We start from the raw sequence: 18999 nt of genomic DNA on the forward strand, positions 1-18999 counted from the left end.
TGGCATTCTGATTAGACTTAACATTATTTTTATAAAACTGACGTATAAAACTTAGCGCGACTTCTTATAATCACTAGTGAACAGACCGTTTTTAGCCCATTTACCGTTTAGGGTTCAGACTGACGACATACCCTAGCTATTGAATAGGCAACACATAGCGAGTGTCGTCATGATGCTGTGTCGCAGGCTGAGATACCAAAAACCCGCCTCGCCCTAAGCCACCAAAACTGCTTTCTGATAATGACAGAGGGGTGATATATTTCTTGTCTAATTCTAGCTGCATTTCAACGGCAAGACAGACGCCGCACCATTTCCGAATAAAGTCAATAATGACTCGATACATATCACCGGCTGGCAACAATCTCAAATAACGCTTAGCATCCAACTGGTGAAATACGATTCTAATTTTGCTATCGAACTGTACGACGCGCGCACCGCAAAATGCAGATAAGCCGAGTGCCGCATGTTGTCCACCAAGTGCGGTCTGCTCACTAGCTGGCAAGTCAAACCATTCTGGTACGAACTGCTCGACACTGACCGTGCTATCCAAAAAATGCGACAGTACATGTGCTAACTGATCAGCGGTCAGGCGTCCTGGGGCAATCATGCCAGCATAGGCAATCAAGCTATCGATCGCCGTTAGCTTTTTCGGCTGACGTGCCAGCGCCCGCAAGCTCAGCAGATAACTGTCTTTTTTATTGTTTATCTCATACTGTAATGGCAAGTTATAAAACCAGCTCGCTTGCACATATAAATCTGTCAAACGATGGTTGAATAAATCCAGAAAGGCTGGTGCTGCTTTATCCTTTGCATGATTGACTCGCGATGCCAGATGGTCGGTATACATCGCCGGCAAAGCTGATAATGGCCCTGTCAGTCCAATAACTGCTGGGCAAACCTCTATCTGCCTGGCCTTTAATGAACTGGCCTTTGTTTGACCATCCTTTACTGAACTACCACTGCCTCCCATATTGTCTTGGACAATAAGCGACATTGACTCAATTTCTGCTTGTGGATACGCTAACGACAGTGAGGCACGGTAGCGCACCTCAATAGGCGCATATCCCATACTGACTTCATGCTGAACTAAACGCAGCGCTTGCAATAACTCATAGGATTGCGGCGCTGCCATTAAATCCGTTAAATAAGAGGACTGAGACCGCTGCGTGGTTGGCATCTGTATATCTCCTCTTTAGTAACGGCATCACTAATGGCAACCTCTACGAAGCTATTTAAGCTGGCGTGATAGCCAAAAACATGAGCCAATAAGTTGGCAAACTGGCGAATACTGACGCCAGCAAAATTATTTTGATTGATTTGAATATTGATCAGCGTACCGCGCACAAACCCAGGTTGTGGCAAGCGCTGAATACGTCTCGCCTCAATACTGGTCTCGACAGAGACAATACCCTCAACCAACAACTTATTAGATGCAGACTGCGTAATATCATACAGCGACAGATACTCTTTCATCAGCTCCGCATCTTGGGCCGCCAATGATAAAAAGTTCAGACTAATCAGCGATATCAAACGCCAACGCTCTTCTCCTGTGTATTCAAACCGTGCCGTTCTGGTTGGCTGCTTCAATAATGACAGACTACTGAACCCCGACATCCCTTCACTAAACAAATCACCACGGCTTTGGCCGAATACCACTTGGGCGGGCAAATCTCTATTGGTACATAACAAAGACGCACTCATGCTCACCGCACCTGACAAGTCTTCACGGTTTTTTTCTACAAACATAATCTGATATTCAAAACCCTGCTTAAACTCGGCCATGTCTTTATCACGTTTGATATGATAATAACGACCTTCATCTTGCTGCTCGTAATGATTGAGCGCATAAAACGGATGGTACTCACGTTGTATCAGACGATTGTCGCTTTGTTTGGACTCTATGACTTTTTTTACCTCATAGATTTCATGTTGAAAGAGCGCACGGGTATCGGGTACCAAATCGTAATAGACAGAACGATGGGTTACTTGGATAGGCTTGGCAGCAGCTTTGAATAGATTGACAACAGGCGTGCAAAACAACTTGATACTGCTAGCGCTTAACTGCTGCAAGTTTTTTAAACGGATGGTGTTTTTTTTATCAAACTTAAAATAACAGCGAATCTCAAAGCCATTACTATCGATTTTCAAATTTGGACAAGCACGGCCAAGATTCAGGCGTAAAAAATTGAATTTTTCGGGAAAATAAAAGTACTCTTTTAATAACGCAGAGGCCGCGTTACTCACACGGTGACTGGGCAGAATCTGCTGCTCAGGATCGAAGCCTATAATCTCAAATGGACTGCCGGTTATCTTATTAATCTGCCTACCATGAAGATGCGTTTGCTTGACATCACACCATAACAAGTCCCATAGACTCGTGCCCTGACTGGCATCCTCATCTATATATAAGTCTAGCGAATGATTTAATAATGCCTGATAGTCAAAGCTTGGATTCAATGCTTTAAACTTAATACTGATACAACCATTCAATAGACCATGCTGATTGTCGTATATTTCTTGGCGCGTCTCAAAGCTGACGCTATCTATTTCTAGGGGTAGCAACGTCACGTCTTGGGTTGACTGAAACTGGCAAGGCGTACCGTTTATTTTTTGAGTGGCAAACGTACTTTGTTTAGGTGCTACAACGACTTCACTCATCGCATTGCCCTGCACGCCTAAATTGAACTGTGCGATAGAAACGGATGGAAAAGGCTTGAGATAATCAGGATAAACGACTTCTAATAGTGACTCAGTAAAATCAGAGTACGAGTCATCTAGTTTCTTATTGATACGCGCGCTAATCAACGAAAAAGACTGTATTAATCGCTCAATATGAGGATCATCTACCGTGTCATGACCCATCAGTAGCCGATTGGCAATTTTTGGGTACTTTTTGGCAAACTCTTTTGACTGTTTATTAAACAGGCTAAGCTCATGCTCAAAATAAGGAAGTAGACTGTCCATGAGGCCTCAATATGATTAGCGCCGCTAACGGTGTTAGCTGAGCATAGATATGGGTTATTTTATTAAGTAACGTTGAGAGCTTGGCTCAAAGAATGCATCAAAACTGACCAGCTCTTGTGCTGGATAAACCTTTAATAACGCTTCAATAGAAAAACACAGCTGATTGACATCAACAGCGCCAATATCTAACGATACTCGAACGTTTCTTAGTCGGGTGTCTTGTTGTTCGACAGTGGTTGCGATTTGTCGACAGATATAATCACAGTCGGTAGGATTGGCACTACTGAGCCCCACAAAATCCAAGATGCCAAAATTTAATATCGATGAGCGCACATGCTGATACTCTTGCAGCTTATTAGACACCACGCAGCGCGTATTTAATAAAGCTTCAAGGTCTCGTGCAACAGAGGACTTTAACTCTTCAATGTTGAGACGACGAACCACGAGCTCATGCGACAAATGGCGGGGCTGATCATCAAATAACTGTTCAAACAAATTTGGACGAAAGCCGATTTCTTTGTTAGAGACGTTAGTGGCATAATTCATTGATATAATCATTCCTATTTTAAAAAACAAAAAAGAAAGGCCTAGATATAAACCTTTCTTTTTCGGTACGATACAATAGATGACACCTGATACAACCTAACTTAAGCTGTATACGTAGCAGTATTATTAGCTAGTGACCATTTCTTAGTCACAGCACCTTTAGCAGTACCATCGATATCTTGCTGGGTATAAGTCCATTCAACAGCTGCATACTTGATACCGACTTTTTCGATTGGCACGCCTTCAGAGCGTACTGTTGGCTCAACACTTGCGATCAGCGCATGCTTGAGTTTTACTTCAAGATATTTAACACGTTTGTCACCGTTGGCACGATAGAAATCAATTTGAATCTCATCGAAAGTGTAACCAGCAGAACACGCTTCCCATAGCTTAGGACTGGTCGAGTCCAAGTCTTTCATAAACGTCATGTCAGCATGCTCACAACGCTCAGAAGTATGACCACCAACGCTACTTGCTGTCGCTGATTTTGGCTGACGGATCAAATGATCCCAAGTATTTACTTCAAGCCAACCTTTATGCTCGCTATCACGAGACTCGCCATCAATTTTATATTTACCACGGAACTGAATATAAATATCTTTCATATCTCATACCTTTTTTAAAAATTTAAATTTAACGTTAGTTTTTAATAAACGATTAGCTGTTGCTAGACTGCGGCAACTGAGTCACCAGACGCAAAGAAACAGATAATTCGTCAAGCTGAAAGTGTGGTCTCAAAAAGACCACCGACTTGTAGACACCAGGCTTACCCGGCACTTCTACAACTTGTACAGAAGCTTCGCGCAGTGGGTACTGGGCTTTTGCTTCTTGTGAGGCTCCGTCATCTAGCAAGACATAACGAGAAATCCAGTCATTCAAAAACGTCTCAACATTACCAGGTGCTAAGAAACTACCAACCTTATCGCGCATCATCGCTTTTAGATAATGAGCAATACGTGACACGGCCATAATGTACTGAATCTGCGTTGATAGCGCAGCATTGGCATTGGCATCATCGTTTTGATAAGTTTTGGCTTTTTGTACTGACTGCGCCCCAAAAAAAGCGGCATAATTGGTATTTTTGCAATGAACTAGTGGGATAAATCCTAAGTCACTGAGTTCTTTTTCACGGCGATCCGTAATAGATATCTCAGTTGGACACTTGAGTGCCAAATCCCCTTCATCTGTCTTAAAGGTATGGACAGGTAAACCTTCAACCAGACCACCGCCCTCAACACCGCGAATAGCAGCACACCAACGGTAATCAGAAAAAGCAGCTGTCAAGCGTGACGCAAATGCATACGCCGCGTTTACCCATAGATAATCACTATGATCGCTACCTGACACGTCTTCGGTAAAGTTGAACCCTTCAACCACTGTGCCGTCTTTAGGATCATAAGGCAGACGCCCTAAAAACCTAGGCGCAGTCAATGCTACATAACGGGCATCTTCTGACTGTCTAAAGGCGCGCCAACGTATATATTCAGCGGTCTCAAATATCTTCGATAGATCACGAGGACGACCGATATCGGTGAACGAATCTAGACCAAACATCTCAGCAGATGCTGCTGATACGAAAGGCGCATGAGCCGCAGCAGCGACATGAGACAGTTGCTCGAGTAGATACATGTCTGAATTTTGACGAGTGAACTCAAAATCGCCAACAATGGCAGCATAAGGTTCACCACCAAAGCTACCAAACTCTTCTTCATAGATTTTTTTGAACAAAGTACTTTGGTCAAAATCAATTGAAGACTGAAAATCTTTGGTCAGCTCACGTTTGGTAGTATTCATCATGCGAATTTTCAGCATAGATTCTGATGGCGTTTGACTACACAAGTAATGTAGACCGCGCCAGCTAGACTCTAGCTTTTGAAATTCAGGTGCATGCATGACAGTTGTCAATTGCTTAGATATCAATGCGTCAATTTGCGCAATACGAGCATCAATTGAGGCTGCTAAATTATCTGATAGCGTCACCGTACCTTGCATGACTTCATTGGCCAGCTCTGCAATTTGTGACTTCGCACGATTTTTTTCGTCATCGGACTTGGCAACGTTACTTTTATTGACGATTTCTTCGAGTAGGTCGTAGTTTTCACTACTGACTGAATCCGCTGCTATATTCTGCTGGGCTTGGGCACTCATCGATTAATCCTCACCGTCAATTTGGTTTTGTTCTGCCATTTTTTTGACTTGCTCAGTGTTTTTGAGCACATCCTCTAACAAATCTTCGAGTTTTTCATTGGCTGATATCTTGTTACGCAGATCTGCTAAGCGATCTCGTGCTTGTACCAATTGTTTTAATGGCTCAATCTGATCAGCAACCGCTTCTGGACGAAAGTCATCGATGCTATTGAATGCCAAGTCAACGGCAAACTCGCCACCCTTATCACTCAAATCATTGCTGACACGGAATGTCGCACGTGGTGCTAAGCCTGACATCACCTCGTCAAAGGTATCCAAATCCACTTCAACGAACTTTTTGTCTTTAAAGCGAGGCTGCTCAAGTTTAGAATCTCCCGAAAACTCTCCCAGCACACCGACGACGAAAGGAATCTCTTTCGTTTCGATTGCATCACCAACTTCGACGTCATAGGTAAGATGTACACGAGGAGCACGTACTTTTGCGAGTTTCTTTTGCACACTGTCTTGCTTTGCCATAATTAATTACCTCAGCATTTTTTGGTTTTAACGCAATATACTAAATGGATCAGTAGATACAGGAGTGTTGCTTCTAGGAGATGATGTTTGTGCCGGCTTAGTAACAGGCTTGACGTAAGTTGTTTTTGGTTTCACGACTGTTTTTTTCTTAACAGAAGCAGCTGATTTTTTTGTACTGCTTGCTTTTCTAGGGACGTTACGCCTGATAACTTTCGGTGGTTTTGGCAAAGACTCATCGTAATTAAATCCGTAAACATCACCAGCTATCTTACTTAAGGCGTGCTGGTACTCTGTTTTAGACGCCGCATCCACATTATTTAAGTAGCCTGACTGCAATTGCTTTTGCGCGATGATGGCACTGCTATTCAGCAAAATATTTTTGAGCTCAGCAGTGCTTTGACCTCGATCCATTGCCTCACTAGCGGCATAAACGGCATAATCATGATAGCCGTTGTTATAATAAATCTGCGCCAAAATATCCCATGCCAAAGCGTCATTAGGATTGACAGCCAGTCTTTGATTCAAATCTGCAATCAGTTGATGTAGCTCAGGTGATTGGGCATTCGCATTTTTGAGTGTGGCGAATTGATTGGTAATGCTAGAACCAGGATCTCTTTCTTGAATCACCAATTCACTATGCGCTGCACTCATCGCGGAACCCATGACTAACAAACCCGCCAAGAGTGCTTTCGGTAGCGTAAAGCTGACGTTAATACTACGTTGGATACTGGTCATTGTAAGTCGGTGCTCGTCATTATTAGTATTGGATGGGTACATTACTGCTTTAGGTGTATTTACACTAAATATTGCCAATCAAACCAAAGGATTTAATTAGAAGCTCTAATTAGTGGATTGGATCATGGTCGTGATATTGGTTAACTTGTCTTTCAACATGTCTTTATCATCGCTATCCATTAATGCATCGTTGTGATAAGCACTGATACTGCCCTCTGTCACCTTAATAGATGAGAGCATCGCAATTTGACGCGCTTCAACCGCTTGATTATCGATAGCAAGAGCTTCATTAGCAGCTCTGAGTGCTCGTGCGTATTTTTTTGAATCATAGTTAGTTTTAGCAATGGTCATCCATGCTTCAAAATCGCGTTGCACAGTGTTGGGACCAGACAAATAGACAAGTGATGGTGCACTCAATGCTTTAACACTTGCACTTGCACTCTTTTTTTCACCAGTCGTGTTACAACCAGTTATCAATACAGAAGCGCTCACCACTACGGAGAGCAAGCCCATCTTTGTTAGATTGGTACAATAAATAGGGTTCATAAGTGCAGTATCATCACTAAAAGCGTCAAAACAAAGTCTGACTAAAGTTTGTTAAGTATAATATATTCGGTGAGATTGATTATACATACACTTGACAATATTTCAATAAACTCTATACTTTTATTGGTAAATAATTCAGTAACAATCCAATTCGGGCCATTCCCTTGGTATAAAGCCAGTAGTAACGGTACCCCTCTCATGCCCTCTCAGACCAATCGTTTATATACAATTACTATCCAAACCGATATATTAACGACAAATATCTTATATCCTGTCGCGTTTTCTGGTATTAATCGTATCAATCAAACCGACATTATTGACATACTAGTGTTCAGTTACGATTTTTTGGACTCGGACGCTTGTTTATCATTGGTCGGTACGCCTATCTGTTTGAACACGCTATCGGTCAGTCGTACTCCTACGAGTCGTACCGGACTGATACGAGGTGTCCGTTATCAGCAGTCTGATGGCGCGATGCATTTTTATGCGTTAGATATCGTGAGCCCTGATTGGCAATTGACGCAGTCGATACATACGCGCAGTTTCATCAATCAATCCACCCTCGATATCCTGACCGCTATCCTTGGTGATTATGATATGAAGTGGGAAATGTCTGAGGCGCTTGTGTCATCGGACAGTAGTTCAGCAGAGCGATTATCTGCAACACTGCCTATGCGTATTCAGGCGGATGTCAGTGACTATGAGTTTGTCATGGGTCTGCTTGCGGATATTGGTGTCTCTACTTTGTGGGTATCAGGGGATGCGGTAGATGAGCTTGGCACATGGTGGTTGGTCAGTGGTTTGGATGAGAGTGAGCAAATACCGCTGACCTACAGTTATGCCCAGTCATCGGTACAGTCAGGTCAAGACAGCGTCAATGCACTGCAAATGAGCTCGCAGCAGCTAGGTAGTCATAGTGTCATGGTACGGGCAGATGGCCTTGCCGCTGATACCATCTATGAAGGTCAAGCAGTAGATGAGTCACCGCTTGCGATAGAGGATGCGACTGTATTAATTGGTGCACCATCGCGAGTGCACAGCGATGATGCAGCGACTGCGATTGCTGAACAATGGATCGCGGCCAATCGCTGTCAACGTGAGACATATCAAGCGACTGGCGCCATGCGTGGCTTAAGTATCGGTAGTCCTGTAGATATCAACAACCTACCCTCCATTGGCAGCTTATCGATGCATTGTATAGCAGTTACCTTAATCGGCATTGAGCCTGACAATGATAGCGTGTCGTATCATTATCAGACCTTTATCAAACAGTGGTTACAGCAAACGGTGCAGCAGATGCAGCGCTGCATCACAAACGCGACCCTATCATCAATGCCCGCTCATGGCTTTGATATCGCTCGTGATACTGGTGTTTGGGTCTCTGCCACATTACTTGATGCGACTATCGCCTATCGTCCTTATCCCAGCGCTTTGTCTTTTGCCAGTAGTAGCTATCACGGTCTGACGCAAGCACGTACGGGAGACACGAGTAGCTCGCCCTCTCCTAGTTACGCGTCTAGTATCACTGATGACAACCTGCAACAAACCATTACTACGCCTGTCTGGTCAGGACTCAGTCCTCATGATGATGGCACGACGCCACCGCTACGCTCCTTGCAACTGTCATCAGGGGCGACGCATGGCTGGCAGTTCGCTCCGCGCATCGGCCAGTCCGTACTCCTTAACCACTGGTATGGTGATATTGACAGTCCCGTGATTAGCCGTGCGCTCTTCGATGGTATCGGTATGGGCGATGTGGATGAGCAAGACATCACCACTCAGGATGCCGGTTTAGCCAATCGACATAACCTCAAAGGCGGTGCTTCCCCTAGATGGCATGGCGGTGGTCTCGGTCATTCGCAAATCAGTGACGATGATACTCACAGCGGCTGGATCTCTGGTATTGCGCAATACGGACTGACGGCTGACTCTGAAGTGGCGATGAGCTTTGATGACACGCCAAACAAGGTCGGTCTACAGTGGACGGTGAATACTGGCACACGCGCCAATGCCGAGACACCAACCATCACTTCTAGCGCTACCTTTGCCCCTGATGAGCATATCGTCGCATTGGGCACGCTACGCCATCGCTTTAGCAATCATCAATCAAATGATAGTGGTCAAGGTATTAATGTCGCCACCGATCATGGGCTACAAATCACTGGTGATACGGGCGTTCTACTCTCTACCTTTGATATCAGACACACGCAAACCGAGCATGAGTCTGCGTGGGTCAATGATGCCGGACAGCAGCAGTTAAAGTTGGGCGCTGAGCTCAGTGAGACGTTAGCAGAGGCCAAGCACGCACATCTGCAATCGACCGAGGCGCTCAGTCATGCCCGAGCGTCAATAGAAGGCTTTAAGAGTACGGCGCAAATCATTGATGAGACACTGAATACCGAAGTACTTGGCGCAGCGGATGTGCTACTGGTGAGCAAAGATAGTATCCTCGCATCAAGCAGCAATACTCTGTGGACGGCGAAAACCATAGTCAGGCAATCAGGCAGCACGCAATCAGATATGGTGGCAGGCAATTATGCGCTGACGGCAAATACAATTGACTCACTCTCAGGCGTCGGTGGTCAAGCCGGTCAGTCAGGACTACATATCAGTGCCAATAGCAAACCTGTGGCGATACAGGCACAAGGCGGTGAGCTGCAATTGCACAGTCAGCAGTCGATGACGGTTGGTAGTGAGTCGGGACAGGTCAATGTGTCGAGTCCGAAACGGATTAAGCTGCAAACGTCAGGCGGAGCGTCGATTACCATCGATGACAGCGGTATTAAGCTGGTGTGTCCGGGCACGGTTAAGATTAAAGCGGTGAAGAAGGAGATGGTTGCGGGGGCTAAGGTTAGTGCGCCAGTAATTGCTTTGCCGACTTCAGGGTTGTTTAGTAAAGCGTTTGATCTCAAGAAATTGCTACCGCAAGATTTAATAGATCAGGGTATAAGCTATAAGCTTATCAATCATTCTAAAGGAACAGAGTTTGAAGGACAACTTGATAAAGACGGTCAGACATTAAGAGTGTTCGGTGATAAAGTTGAGAAGATTGAGTTAAAGATTCTTGGCAACGTGAACCACAAAGGAGAGATTAAGGTCATTGATGTATCAGATCAGATAGAGTGCGATAATTGCTCTATTGAAGATCTATTTGAAGATTGTGGTGATAATCATGCACATGATGAAGACGACTTTGGCTGTGATTGCTCTATTGAAGATCTATTTGAAGATTGTAGTGATAATCATGCACATGATGAAGACGACTTTGGCTATTAAACCTCTTACAGAGTAAGTTTACAGGATAACCTATGTACTCGTTTAATAATAAAAATTTATGCTTTTTTTCAATATTCCTCTTTACAACACCATTTATCAGTGTAGCTCAAACCACAAACGAAGAAGATTATCAAAGTTATAGAGATAGCATACCTCGCGTTCAGCTCGAAATGATCGCTCCTTCACAAGATGAAGAGAACGAACCTTCAGAGCAAGCATATACTTCAGATCCAATAAGTTATACCGATAAACTAAATAAAGAACTGGCAATCAATGAAGTTCCTTTTCGGTATGTAGATTATGAGTATGGCGATGGGAAATTCACCATATACCCTTTTGAGTTAGTGAATGAGAAATTACCAACCGTAGAGGGTATTAACTCTAATTACGATAGTAGATATGACAAAGCATTTCAAAAAATGATTTCTAAACTTGTCAGTCCTATTGATCTTACTAATAAGGAGCTTTATGCCATGGGATCACAGCAAGAAGGAGTATACATACAAGATATAAATACTGATAAAAAGTATGTATTTAATGAAATTTGCTTTGATAGTAAATGTGCTATAGGTCAAGTGTTCTATATTTTTGACCCCAAAAACTATGAAATGACAGGGATGCTCTATGATGGTTGTTCGTTTATTAAAGTTAACATAACAGGTAAGGATCAACGTACTAAAGAACTATTACAAAAATATATCGATGTACAAGACCCTCTAGATTATAGCTATGCTCCTAGTGCTTGTAAAAAACGCTTGTCGATAGTTAAGGAAAAATAATATGAGCTCACTGATAAAGCCAGTTAAAGGAGCGATCTATACCCCTAATAGAGTAGGTTATATTGGAGCAGTTTCTAGACAAGAATCATCTTCAGATCTACGTTATTCTTACTCTTATAAAGGAAAAAATAAAGAAGGTGAGTATGTAGACAATCCAGCTTCTGTTAGAAGACAGAATCCTTGGAAGTATACAGGACTTTTTCAGTTTTCTGAAATAGCATTAGAAGACGTAGGTTGTTATCGTTTCGATGGCACTAGAAATGATACCGAGAAAAACGGCTTAACTCAAGACTGGGGAAGGAGCGGAAATTACTGGACTGGTAAGTATGGTGCTACATCACTTAGCGTTTTTAGAAATAGTGGTATTATTCAAATGCAGGCTATTCAATATTGGATCAACCGTCTTTGTGGATATGCAAGGAACATGAACTTAAACGAATTCTATGGTTCAACTATTACAGGAGCAAGAGGTTATGAAGATTTTGAAGTAAGTGAATCAGGAGTTATCGCCGCTATTCATCTAAAAGGTCAGGGAGCCGTTAAAAAATTTTTAATCTCAAATGGTGAAAAGAATGCAGTTGACGGTAATAAAACAAGTATAGCTAAGTACATGAGCTTATTTGCTCATTATGACATTCAAACTTGTTGTAAAAGAAAGATATACGTAAAGATTGTAGACGCTAAAAAAGTTGGCATTCCTAACAAAGAAGTTGAAGTCAGCTCTGAATTTAAGGGTAAGTTTAATCTAGGTAAAATAGTAGTTACTCATAAAACTGATAAAAAAGGTAATTTACCAGTAATAATTAGACATCCAGAAACGAAAATTCAGTTAAAAATAGATGGGAATCTTATTGAAACAATAATTCAAAAAGCAGATCAGATACAAGGTTATGAAATATTTTATCTAGGTAAGAATAACTACTCATCCGTACTATCAGAACATAAAAAATTTGAAGCTACACAAGAGAGTAATGATAGCAATAGTAGTACCAACAATGATAAAACAAGTAATTCAGAACAAAAGGACGACGGCACTACTAATATTATCATTGATGAAGTAACTTTTAATATAAAGCTAGTCGAAGGCGATACAGGCAAACCTTTATCAAACACAACCTATCACCTTGAGTACAAGAACAATATCAAACCCCATAAAACGAATGACTCAGGTATCGACTCAGGTATAAAAGCAGATGTCAGCCAATCTATTGGCGTCTATCTTGATGACGACGATGGAAAGAAACAATCTATTTACAGCATGGCATTTCCTGTTACTGGAGACTTAAACGGACAAACCAAAGTTTTAAAAGTTCCTGTTGTCATCTTTAGCATCAAATTTGTTGATAACAAGAACCAACCAATACCATACTACGAGTTTAAAATTCTATATCGTGGCAGACAATCTGCTATAAAAAGAGCAAGCAGCCAAGGTATTAGTATTATTAGAGCCCTTGCTGGTCAAAAACTCACCCTTATCGATGGACAAGGTAGAGCGCAAGCAACCGCCATCGCTACCTATGGATCCAAGCAATGGACTATAATTATAGGAACAGGCATCACCGAAGAAAATATCAGCGATGCCTCAGATACCTTGAGTCAAGAAGCATCGACTACTCCGGAGACAAGCGAATCAAATGACACACCAAAACCTCAAATAGAGCAAAACCCTGTCATCAAAGTAGAAAAGCCGAAGGTAACAGAGATTGAAAAAAAGACAGAAACAGGGCCGACGCTTGAGGTTTCTTCAGATGAGGCTAAAATTACCATAAAGTTCGTTGATGAATCTACAAATAAGCCACTATCAGGTCTTTCATATATTACTCAGTCTACTAAATATGGTAAGAACACTTCTGTGACAGGAAATGATGGTACCAGAGGTAAAACACATGATTCGCTAGTAGGTGTTGATATAACCGTACTGGTGTATGAAGACGGTAAGGAAGTTGAGAAAGATGTTATTACAGCAAGTGCTGATCGAAATGATATTCCCTATGTTTATAAGGCTAAGAAGTCAAAAGCTAAATGGCATAATCCCTTGTCAAGAATGGAACTCAGAGGATGGTACTCTAATACACAGTGGACTCCAAATAAAAGCGACTACAAAGGAAGAACGGGCGGTAAACATGATGGTTTAGACTTGTATGCACCAGAAGGTACAACCTTATTTGCTTGTGTTAGTGGGATAGTTTATGAATACTACACATCAAGTACCTATGGTCATGTAATTGGCATAGAAGGAGTTCACAATGGCAAAACATACTATTTCTTTTATGCACACCTGTCGGAAAGGTTGTTTGAAAAATATGAAAAAGTGACTGTTGGAAACCCTATAGGTAAGACTGGTAAGACTGGTAATGTAGATAAAAAATTAACAAAAGGACATCATCTTCATTTTGAAGTCCGCACTACTCCTAATAAAGTAGGTGGACGAATTAACCCTTACACAATTGAAGAGTTGAAAACTATTAATAAATCTCCGAGCAAGTCCTCACAAAGGTAGTAATATGAGAACGATTTTTTTAACAGCTTTTTTCTTTCTTTTAGTTGGTTGTACAGACGTTGATACAAATAGTGTAGCTCCGTCTACTAGTACATCCGATAAGGGAATAAATAATTCGTCAAAGGGCGTAGTCTCATCTGTTAATACCTCTGAAAAAAAAGTGAATAGCGTTTCAGACAATACGGAGTCGCACTTTATTACTCCTGATAAAAAATCAAGTAATTCTTTTATCTTACCAGAGGGTTTTGTTATTGAGAGAACCATTCGTGAAGATTTCAACAACAACCTAATAGATGACTATATATATCTTGCTTACTCTGAAGAGCTATCAGATTTTAGTGAATTTTGGGTTCAAGATAATGGTCGACTATTTCTCACATTGAGTGATCTACCTAGCCAGAACTATCACTTTTTTATAGATGTAGATAATGATAACCAAAAAGAACTAATTAGTATAAGAGGTTATGAAGACGGCAGTGATGCAAAAATTGCAAAGATAAATTTTGATAAGAAGTCATTAGATACACTATTTTATTTTAATCCTATTATTTATAGTAACGATAAATATTATTGGGGTTACGCATGGGATATTGATAGTCTCATAATCAATAACCAGAAAGAAATCTATAGCTCATATACTAACATTAAAAGAGATGATGATTATGCGATGGCTGAAAATCAAGTGAACTTACCTACTTTAATATTTTCTCCAAACAAAATTTTCGAACCTTTAATTGAGCATAAAATTCAAACTGCAAAGTATCGCCCTATAGAAAAAATAGTAGAGTTTAGTATGAATAACGATATGCAGTAGAAAAAAATAAACTTTAATTTAACTTTTTTAACATATAGTACATATTAAGGCGTGTTGAACATTGTGAATAAAATGATGGAAAAAATAGCAAACGGTTAGTCTTTAAGTTCTCACACAAAACAGACATCGTTTGCTATGCCTCGCACAGTGCTAGCCAAGATGACCCCTACCGTCAAATCCGCACAGTTAAACTTTGGAAGATGTAAATGATAAGCAAGCTATATCAGTAGCCTGTCTTCTAGTTGCTTTAATGAAAAAATATAACTTTACCTATGACGAAGTTCATTTTCATGAAGACTTATGTCAAAAACAAAGTTACGAAGGTCTCTTAGTTTGGATCGCTCTGAAAGAGTATTTGCCGAACCCTCCCTCTAGTAACAAAATTGCACCTTACCGCAATAGCCCACTTATACTTGATAAAAGATTTCCCGAGGGATAAGAGATGAAAAAAAATCTTTATAGGTTAGTATTAACGATATTATTTATTGCAATGGCAGGTTGTAGCAATACGGGAGATATCAACTCTCCAGCGATATCTAAGACTCATGAAGGAGAGGTTTCTTTATCTCAAACACAAACGTTAGAAACACCTCAATCTAGATTAAACTGCGCACAGTTTAATTTAGATATCGAAGATAATATGGTGTGTACTTACTGGAAAGATTCCAAAAAATTTAAAGAAGCGATCAAAATTCAAGATTATGAAACCTACTCTTCGCTTATAGAAGCCAATGAACTATCACCAATTGAGTATGGTTTTTTTGCAACTACAAAATCACATTACAAAAATAAGAGTTACGAAGCTAAGGTTTTTCCTAATTCTAGAGTACAACTATCAAATGGAAATGAAATTATCAACCTAATTTGTAATATAGATAGTTGTTCTAAGCCATTTTTATGGGGTTTTGCTACAGAGTCAACTGTTAGAGCTAACCCTAAACTAGCTGATGCGATGATGATTAAGTTATCGTCTATATATTCTGAAAACTATGGGGATTATCTTGATAAAATAAATAAACAATCACTCAAAGGCAAGTTAGCTGCAAAAGTTTTTTTTGAAAATTCAAATTTAGAGGGCCCAAGTTATGTTATTCGATATGTAGATAAGGCATCACCACTAAAAAATAGCATTCAAGAATACTTGAATGGTTTAACGTTAGAAGAGAAAAAGCTAGGATTTGAAACTAGTAATTTTGACAACGATAGTTTTCAAGTACATATTGAGAAAAAAACTGCTCTTATAAATTTTAAAAGCAGTGATTTATCAATTACAGGTCCAGAACAAATATTAAACTTCACTTACAACATTTCAAAAATAGCTGAGCAGTTTGATACTGTGAATAAAACAGAAATTTGTATCAATGATACTTATAACTATCAAATGGCTTTTTTAGCTAATGAAGAACCAATTGAATGTCCTTTTAGTTTTTGAAATTTAAAAACTATATAAAGTTAATTAAACTGCATTTGTCATTTCTGATGGCTCCAAGTAAAACTCATAGGAATGGAGAGGCAGGTGATTTCAGATATCTTGGTGAAAATGGAGCTCATAGACGTGGTGCTGTTCATATCACTTACTCTTCATTTGATATGCAAGCTAATGTCAAACTAGTAAAGCTATTTAAAAGATTTAAGTTTAGAACTTTCTATACAGGTAATAAAGCAACTAATGGAGTAGCTAAAATACCAGGTACTTCTTGGGCTCCGAAGCATCATCACCACTTACACGTAGGAGGTCATACTTATGAGGTCGAAGATGTATAAAAACATTGTTATGTCTATTGTAGGATGTTTTTTAATAGTATCTTGTAGCCCAAAAAATAATGCTGCTATTGAAAAAGATAGCTCTAGTGAGAATGTTGGCTTAATAAACGTCATTGAAAAAGACACTACTAATAGAAAAACAGTTGCTGATTCAACACATATTATTGAAACAAAAAATATTAATGCCAGCACTCTTACTGATCTAAATGATTCAGGTTACTTCAATAAAAACAATTACAACGATATTTATATCGGCGATAAATTCGATGAGACTTTATTAAAGCGAGATACAGAAATTATTGATGACTGCTTTAACGCTGTTAGCAATACAGATGAAAAGGAAGCTAACTATCAAATAGAAAATGGATTAGTAGCAATAATATATACTAATGAATTAGGACTTGGATCTTATAGTGGAGTCAAAACAGGAAGTAGCTTAGAAGATGTATATAGCAAACATGCCAATGAGACACCTGAAGTAATAGACAATCCATATGGTGAATCAGGTAGAAATATAGTATTAATCTACTGGTATTCTCCCGAGAAGAATAGTGGTATTCGTTATGATGTTGATGATGATATTGTTACAGGTATGAGTATAGGAAACACCTCTTTATTGTATATGGAAGGATGTCTGTAATAATTTTTATTTCAATTTAGGATTAATAAAGAAAATTATATTTCATTAGCTAGTCTGAAATCTCATAAAATTCTTGAAGGTATTTAGAATGAAATATTTATCGGTAGCTTTATTTTCTGTTACCTTAATAGCATGCAATGTAAACAATGAAGCCGCCACTAAAGTTGATATTAGTGAAGTTGATAAAAAAGATATGATTGAAGTTTCAAATAACAAAGCATTAGAATGCCATAACACCATACCAGATTGGCAAGCTAAAGAGCTAGCAGAAGTTCCTTGTTTTGAATTACCTATTTCTAATCAAGATTTCCTAGATATAAAGAAGTTTGATAATGGTATGTTTGATGTTGAAGGTGACAGGAAATACCCAAAATCTCAAGTGTATTATAAGCAAATATTACTGGGTCTCATACCCTACGATGATCAAGAAACGTTTCTGCTTAGTTTTAGCAACGACCAATCCGAAGATATGTATCTAAATCAGTCATTTCATATTACAAGCATTAAAAAAGATAATGAGAAAGATAGCACCTATACTATAGGAGTTTATCCTTTAGGGCTTATTGATTGTGAATTTCAAGATAGCGAACTCATTAAACTAGATATTGACCCTAACGAGTTTGCCGATATTGACTTTGATACTCTTGGACAAGAGAACATCCAGATAGATGATATCTGCATGATGAATTTTAACATTGATACTAACTGGCACTTGACTCGTTCATATACTTGTCAAAACACTCAAGCTGATCAAGAAACCGTTGATAGTTTCAAAGAGCAATTTGGCTTCGAGTACCGTTTAGTTAATAACGATACGGGGATAACTTATGAGCGGGTGGATATCAAAATAGATTAAGATAATAACGGCACTGTCAACTAATTCAAAATCCGTAGCTTACCCAACAAAAAACCTCGCATCATACAATACGGGGTTTTCTTGTTTTGAACGTAAGACTTCTCATTTTACAAAGAAGCCTTAAAACATCAAAAACTAGGCCAACTGAGCGACGTTAATCTTATCCGCTTCTTCAGTGTACTCTAACATACGGTCAGACATTAAGAGTGTTTAGTGAGAAGGTTGAGTTAGAGATTATTGGCAACGTGAACCATAAAGGAGAGATTAAAGTTATTGACCTATGCTGTCAAATCCATACGGTTAAATTGGGGAGATTGTAGTTACGCAGCCTGACGATAAAAACCTTGTTTTGTAACCTTGGTGATATATCAATTCATTAGTAATACCATCAAAAAAGGGCTACCAATATGGCAGCCCTTTTTTGGTCAATGTCTTTAGTTAAGAGGCAGACGCGGGTTTATAGTGATAAGGTAAAGTAAATATTTTATCGAAAATAAAGGTGAATAAGAAGTTATATATTAAGAAGAAAATCATCAGAGCGGCTTCCATCATAAACGCTTCGATCAAGCCGACATTATACCAAATGATGTATATCGGTAAACAAATCAATACTAGGCCGATTTCAAAGATGAGCGCATGCGCACTACGAATCAGTAATGTACGCTGTGCCACCTGCCTGTGACGCTCCCAAGCTTCAAAAGCAGTATTGTATAAGAAGTTCCAAATAATCGCAGCGAGCGATATCATCATAGCAGCGGGCAATGATTCTGATGCATCACTGTTGCTAAGCTTCATCAGTACAAAGGTAGAGGAGATGATTGCGAGAATCTCAAACACAATCACATAGACGATACGGCGTTTAACTGGGGATAAGGTAATCAACCAAAACTCCAAAGCACATAGGTGCGTATTAAA

Annotated in this window: 17 protein-coding genes; 8 read left to right on the forward strand and 9 right to left on the reverse strand. The window is 39.9% G+C overall.

Annotation, left to right across the window (positions count from 1 at the left end; translation table 11 throughout):
- Positions 1–136: 136 nt before the first annotated feature.
- From tssG to I6E61_RS07185, 8 genes are all read right to left on the reverse strand, one after another.
- Complete coding sequence (tssG, locus tag I6E61_RS07150; RefSeq protein ID WP_197132270.1) at positions 137–1177, reverse strand: type VI secretion system baseplate subunit TssG; 1041 nt, start codon at positions 1175–1177, stop codon at positions 137–139.
- Positions 1141–2964 (reverse strand): type VI secretion system baseplate subunit TssF, encoded by a 1824-nt coding sequence (gene tssF, locus I6E61_RS07155; RefSeq protein WP_197132283.1) that lies wholly within the window; start codon positions 2962–2964, stop codon positions 1141–1143. Before tssF ends, tssG begins: the two co-directional genes overlap by 37 nt.
- 54 nt (positions 2965–3018) lie before the next feature.
- Complete coding sequence (gene tssE, locus I6E61_RS07160) at positions 3019–3510, reverse strand: type VI secretion system baseplate subunit TssE (RefSeq protein ID WP_197132286.1); 492 nt, start codon at positions 3508–3510, stop codon at positions 3019–3021.
- Between the two features lie 101 nt (positions 3511–3611).
- Positions 3612–4115, reverse strand: a complete 504-nt coding sequence (locus I6E61_RS07165) for a type VI secretion system tube protein Hcp (protein ID WP_025651832.1) — start codon at positions 4113–4115, stop codon at positions 3612–3614.
- Positions 4116–4167: 52 nt separating this feature from the next.
- The gene (gene tssC / locus I6E61_RS07170) at positions 4168–5658 is read right to left on the reverse strand and encodes a type VI secretion system contractile sheath large subunit (RefSeq protein ID WP_197132303.1); all 1491 of its coding nucleotides are present in this window, start codon (positions 5656–5658) and stop codon (positions 4168–4170) included.
- Between the two features lie 3 nt (positions 5659–5661).
- Entirely contained in the window at positions 5662–6174 is a 513-nt protein-coding gene (gene tssB / locus I6E61_RS07175) for a type VI secretion system contractile sheath small subunit (protein ID WP_197132319.1), read from the reverse strand.
- 27 nt (positions 6175–6201) lie between these two features.
- Positions 6202–6909 carry a hypothetical protein gene (locus I6E61_RS07180; protein ID WP_197132322.1) on the reverse strand — a complete coding sequence of 236 codons (708 nt, stop codon included), beginning with the start codon at positions 6907–6909 and terminating at the stop codon, positions 6202–6204.
- 105 nt (positions 6910–7014) lie between these two features.
- Entirely contained in the window at positions 7015–7455 is a 441-nt protein-coding gene (locus I6E61_RS07185; protein ID WP_197132325.1) for a tetratricopeptide repeat protein, read from the reverse strand.
- 198 nt (positions 7456–7653) lie between these two features.
- On the opposite strand from I6E61_RS07185, the gene I6E61_RS07190 reads away from it, so the two are divergent.
- From I6E61_RS07190 to I6E61_RS07225, 8 genes are all read left to right on the forward strand, one after another.
- Positions 7654–10731 carry a DUF2345 domain-containing protein gene (locus I6E61_RS07190; RefSeq protein WP_197132328.1) on the forward strand — a complete coding sequence of 1026 codons (3078 nt, stop codon included), beginning with the start codon at positions 7654–7656 and terminating at the stop codon, positions 10729–10731.
- A gap of 32 nt (positions 10732–10763) precedes the next feature.
- Positions 10764–11510 carry a hypothetical protein gene (locus I6E61_RS07195; protein ID WP_197132331.1) on the forward strand — a complete coding sequence of 249 codons (747 nt, stop codon included), beginning with the start codon at positions 10764–10766 and terminating at the stop codon, positions 11508–11510.
- A gap of 1 nt (position 11511) precedes the next feature.
- Complete coding sequence (locus tag I6E61_RS07200; RefSeq protein ID WP_197132336.1) at positions 11512–14010, forward strand: M23 family metallopeptidase; 2499 nt, start codon at positions 11512–11514, stop codon at positions 14008–14010.
- 4 nt (positions 14011–14014) lie between these two features.
- Positions 14015–14824: a hypothetical protein gene (locus I6E61_RS07205; RefSeq protein WP_197132339.1), complete on the forward strand. Its 810-nt coding sequence runs from the start codon at positions 14015–14017 to the stop codon at positions 14822–14824.
- Positions 14825–15266: 442 nt separating this feature from the next.
- Entirely contained in the window at positions 15267–16256 is a 990-nt protein-coding gene (locus I6E61_RS07210; RefSeq protein WP_197132342.1) for a hypothetical protein, read from the forward strand.
- Positions 16253–16588, forward strand: coding sequence for a hypothetical protein (locus I6E61_RS07215; protein ID WP_197132345.1), 336 nt, complete (start codon positions 16253–16255; stop codon positions 16586–16588). The genes I6E61_RS07210 and I6E61_RS07215 overlap by 4 nt, the downstream gene beginning before the upstream one ends.
- Positions 16581–17228, forward strand: a complete 648-nt coding sequence (locus I6E61_RS07220) for a hypothetical protein (RefSeq protein ID WP_197132348.1) — start codon at positions 16581–16583, stop codon at positions 17226–17228. Before I6E61_RS07215 ends, I6E61_RS07220 begins: the two co-directional genes overlap by 8 nt.
- Positions 17229–17316: 88 nt before the next feature.
- The gene (locus I6E61_RS07225; protein WP_197132351.1) at positions 17317–18084 is read left to right on the forward strand and encodes a hypothetical protein; all 768 of its coding nucleotides are present in this window, start codon (positions 17317–17319) and stop codon (positions 18082–18084) included.
- Positions 18085–18522: 438 nt separating this feature from the next.
- On the opposite strand, the gene I6E61_RS07230 is transcribed toward I6E61_RS07225, so the two are convergent.
- Complete coding sequence (locus I6E61_RS07230; RefSeq protein ID WP_197132354.1) at positions 18523–18966, reverse strand: PACE efflux transporter; 444 nt, start codon at positions 18964–18966, stop codon at positions 18523–18525.
- Positions 18967–18999: the final 33 nt, after the last annotated feature.

Origin of the sequence: Psychrobacter sp. NZS113, assembly GCF_015864825.1 — a bacterium.
Lineage (GTDB): Bacteria > Pseudomonadota > Gammaproteobacteria > Pseudomonadales > Moraxellaceae > Psychrobacter.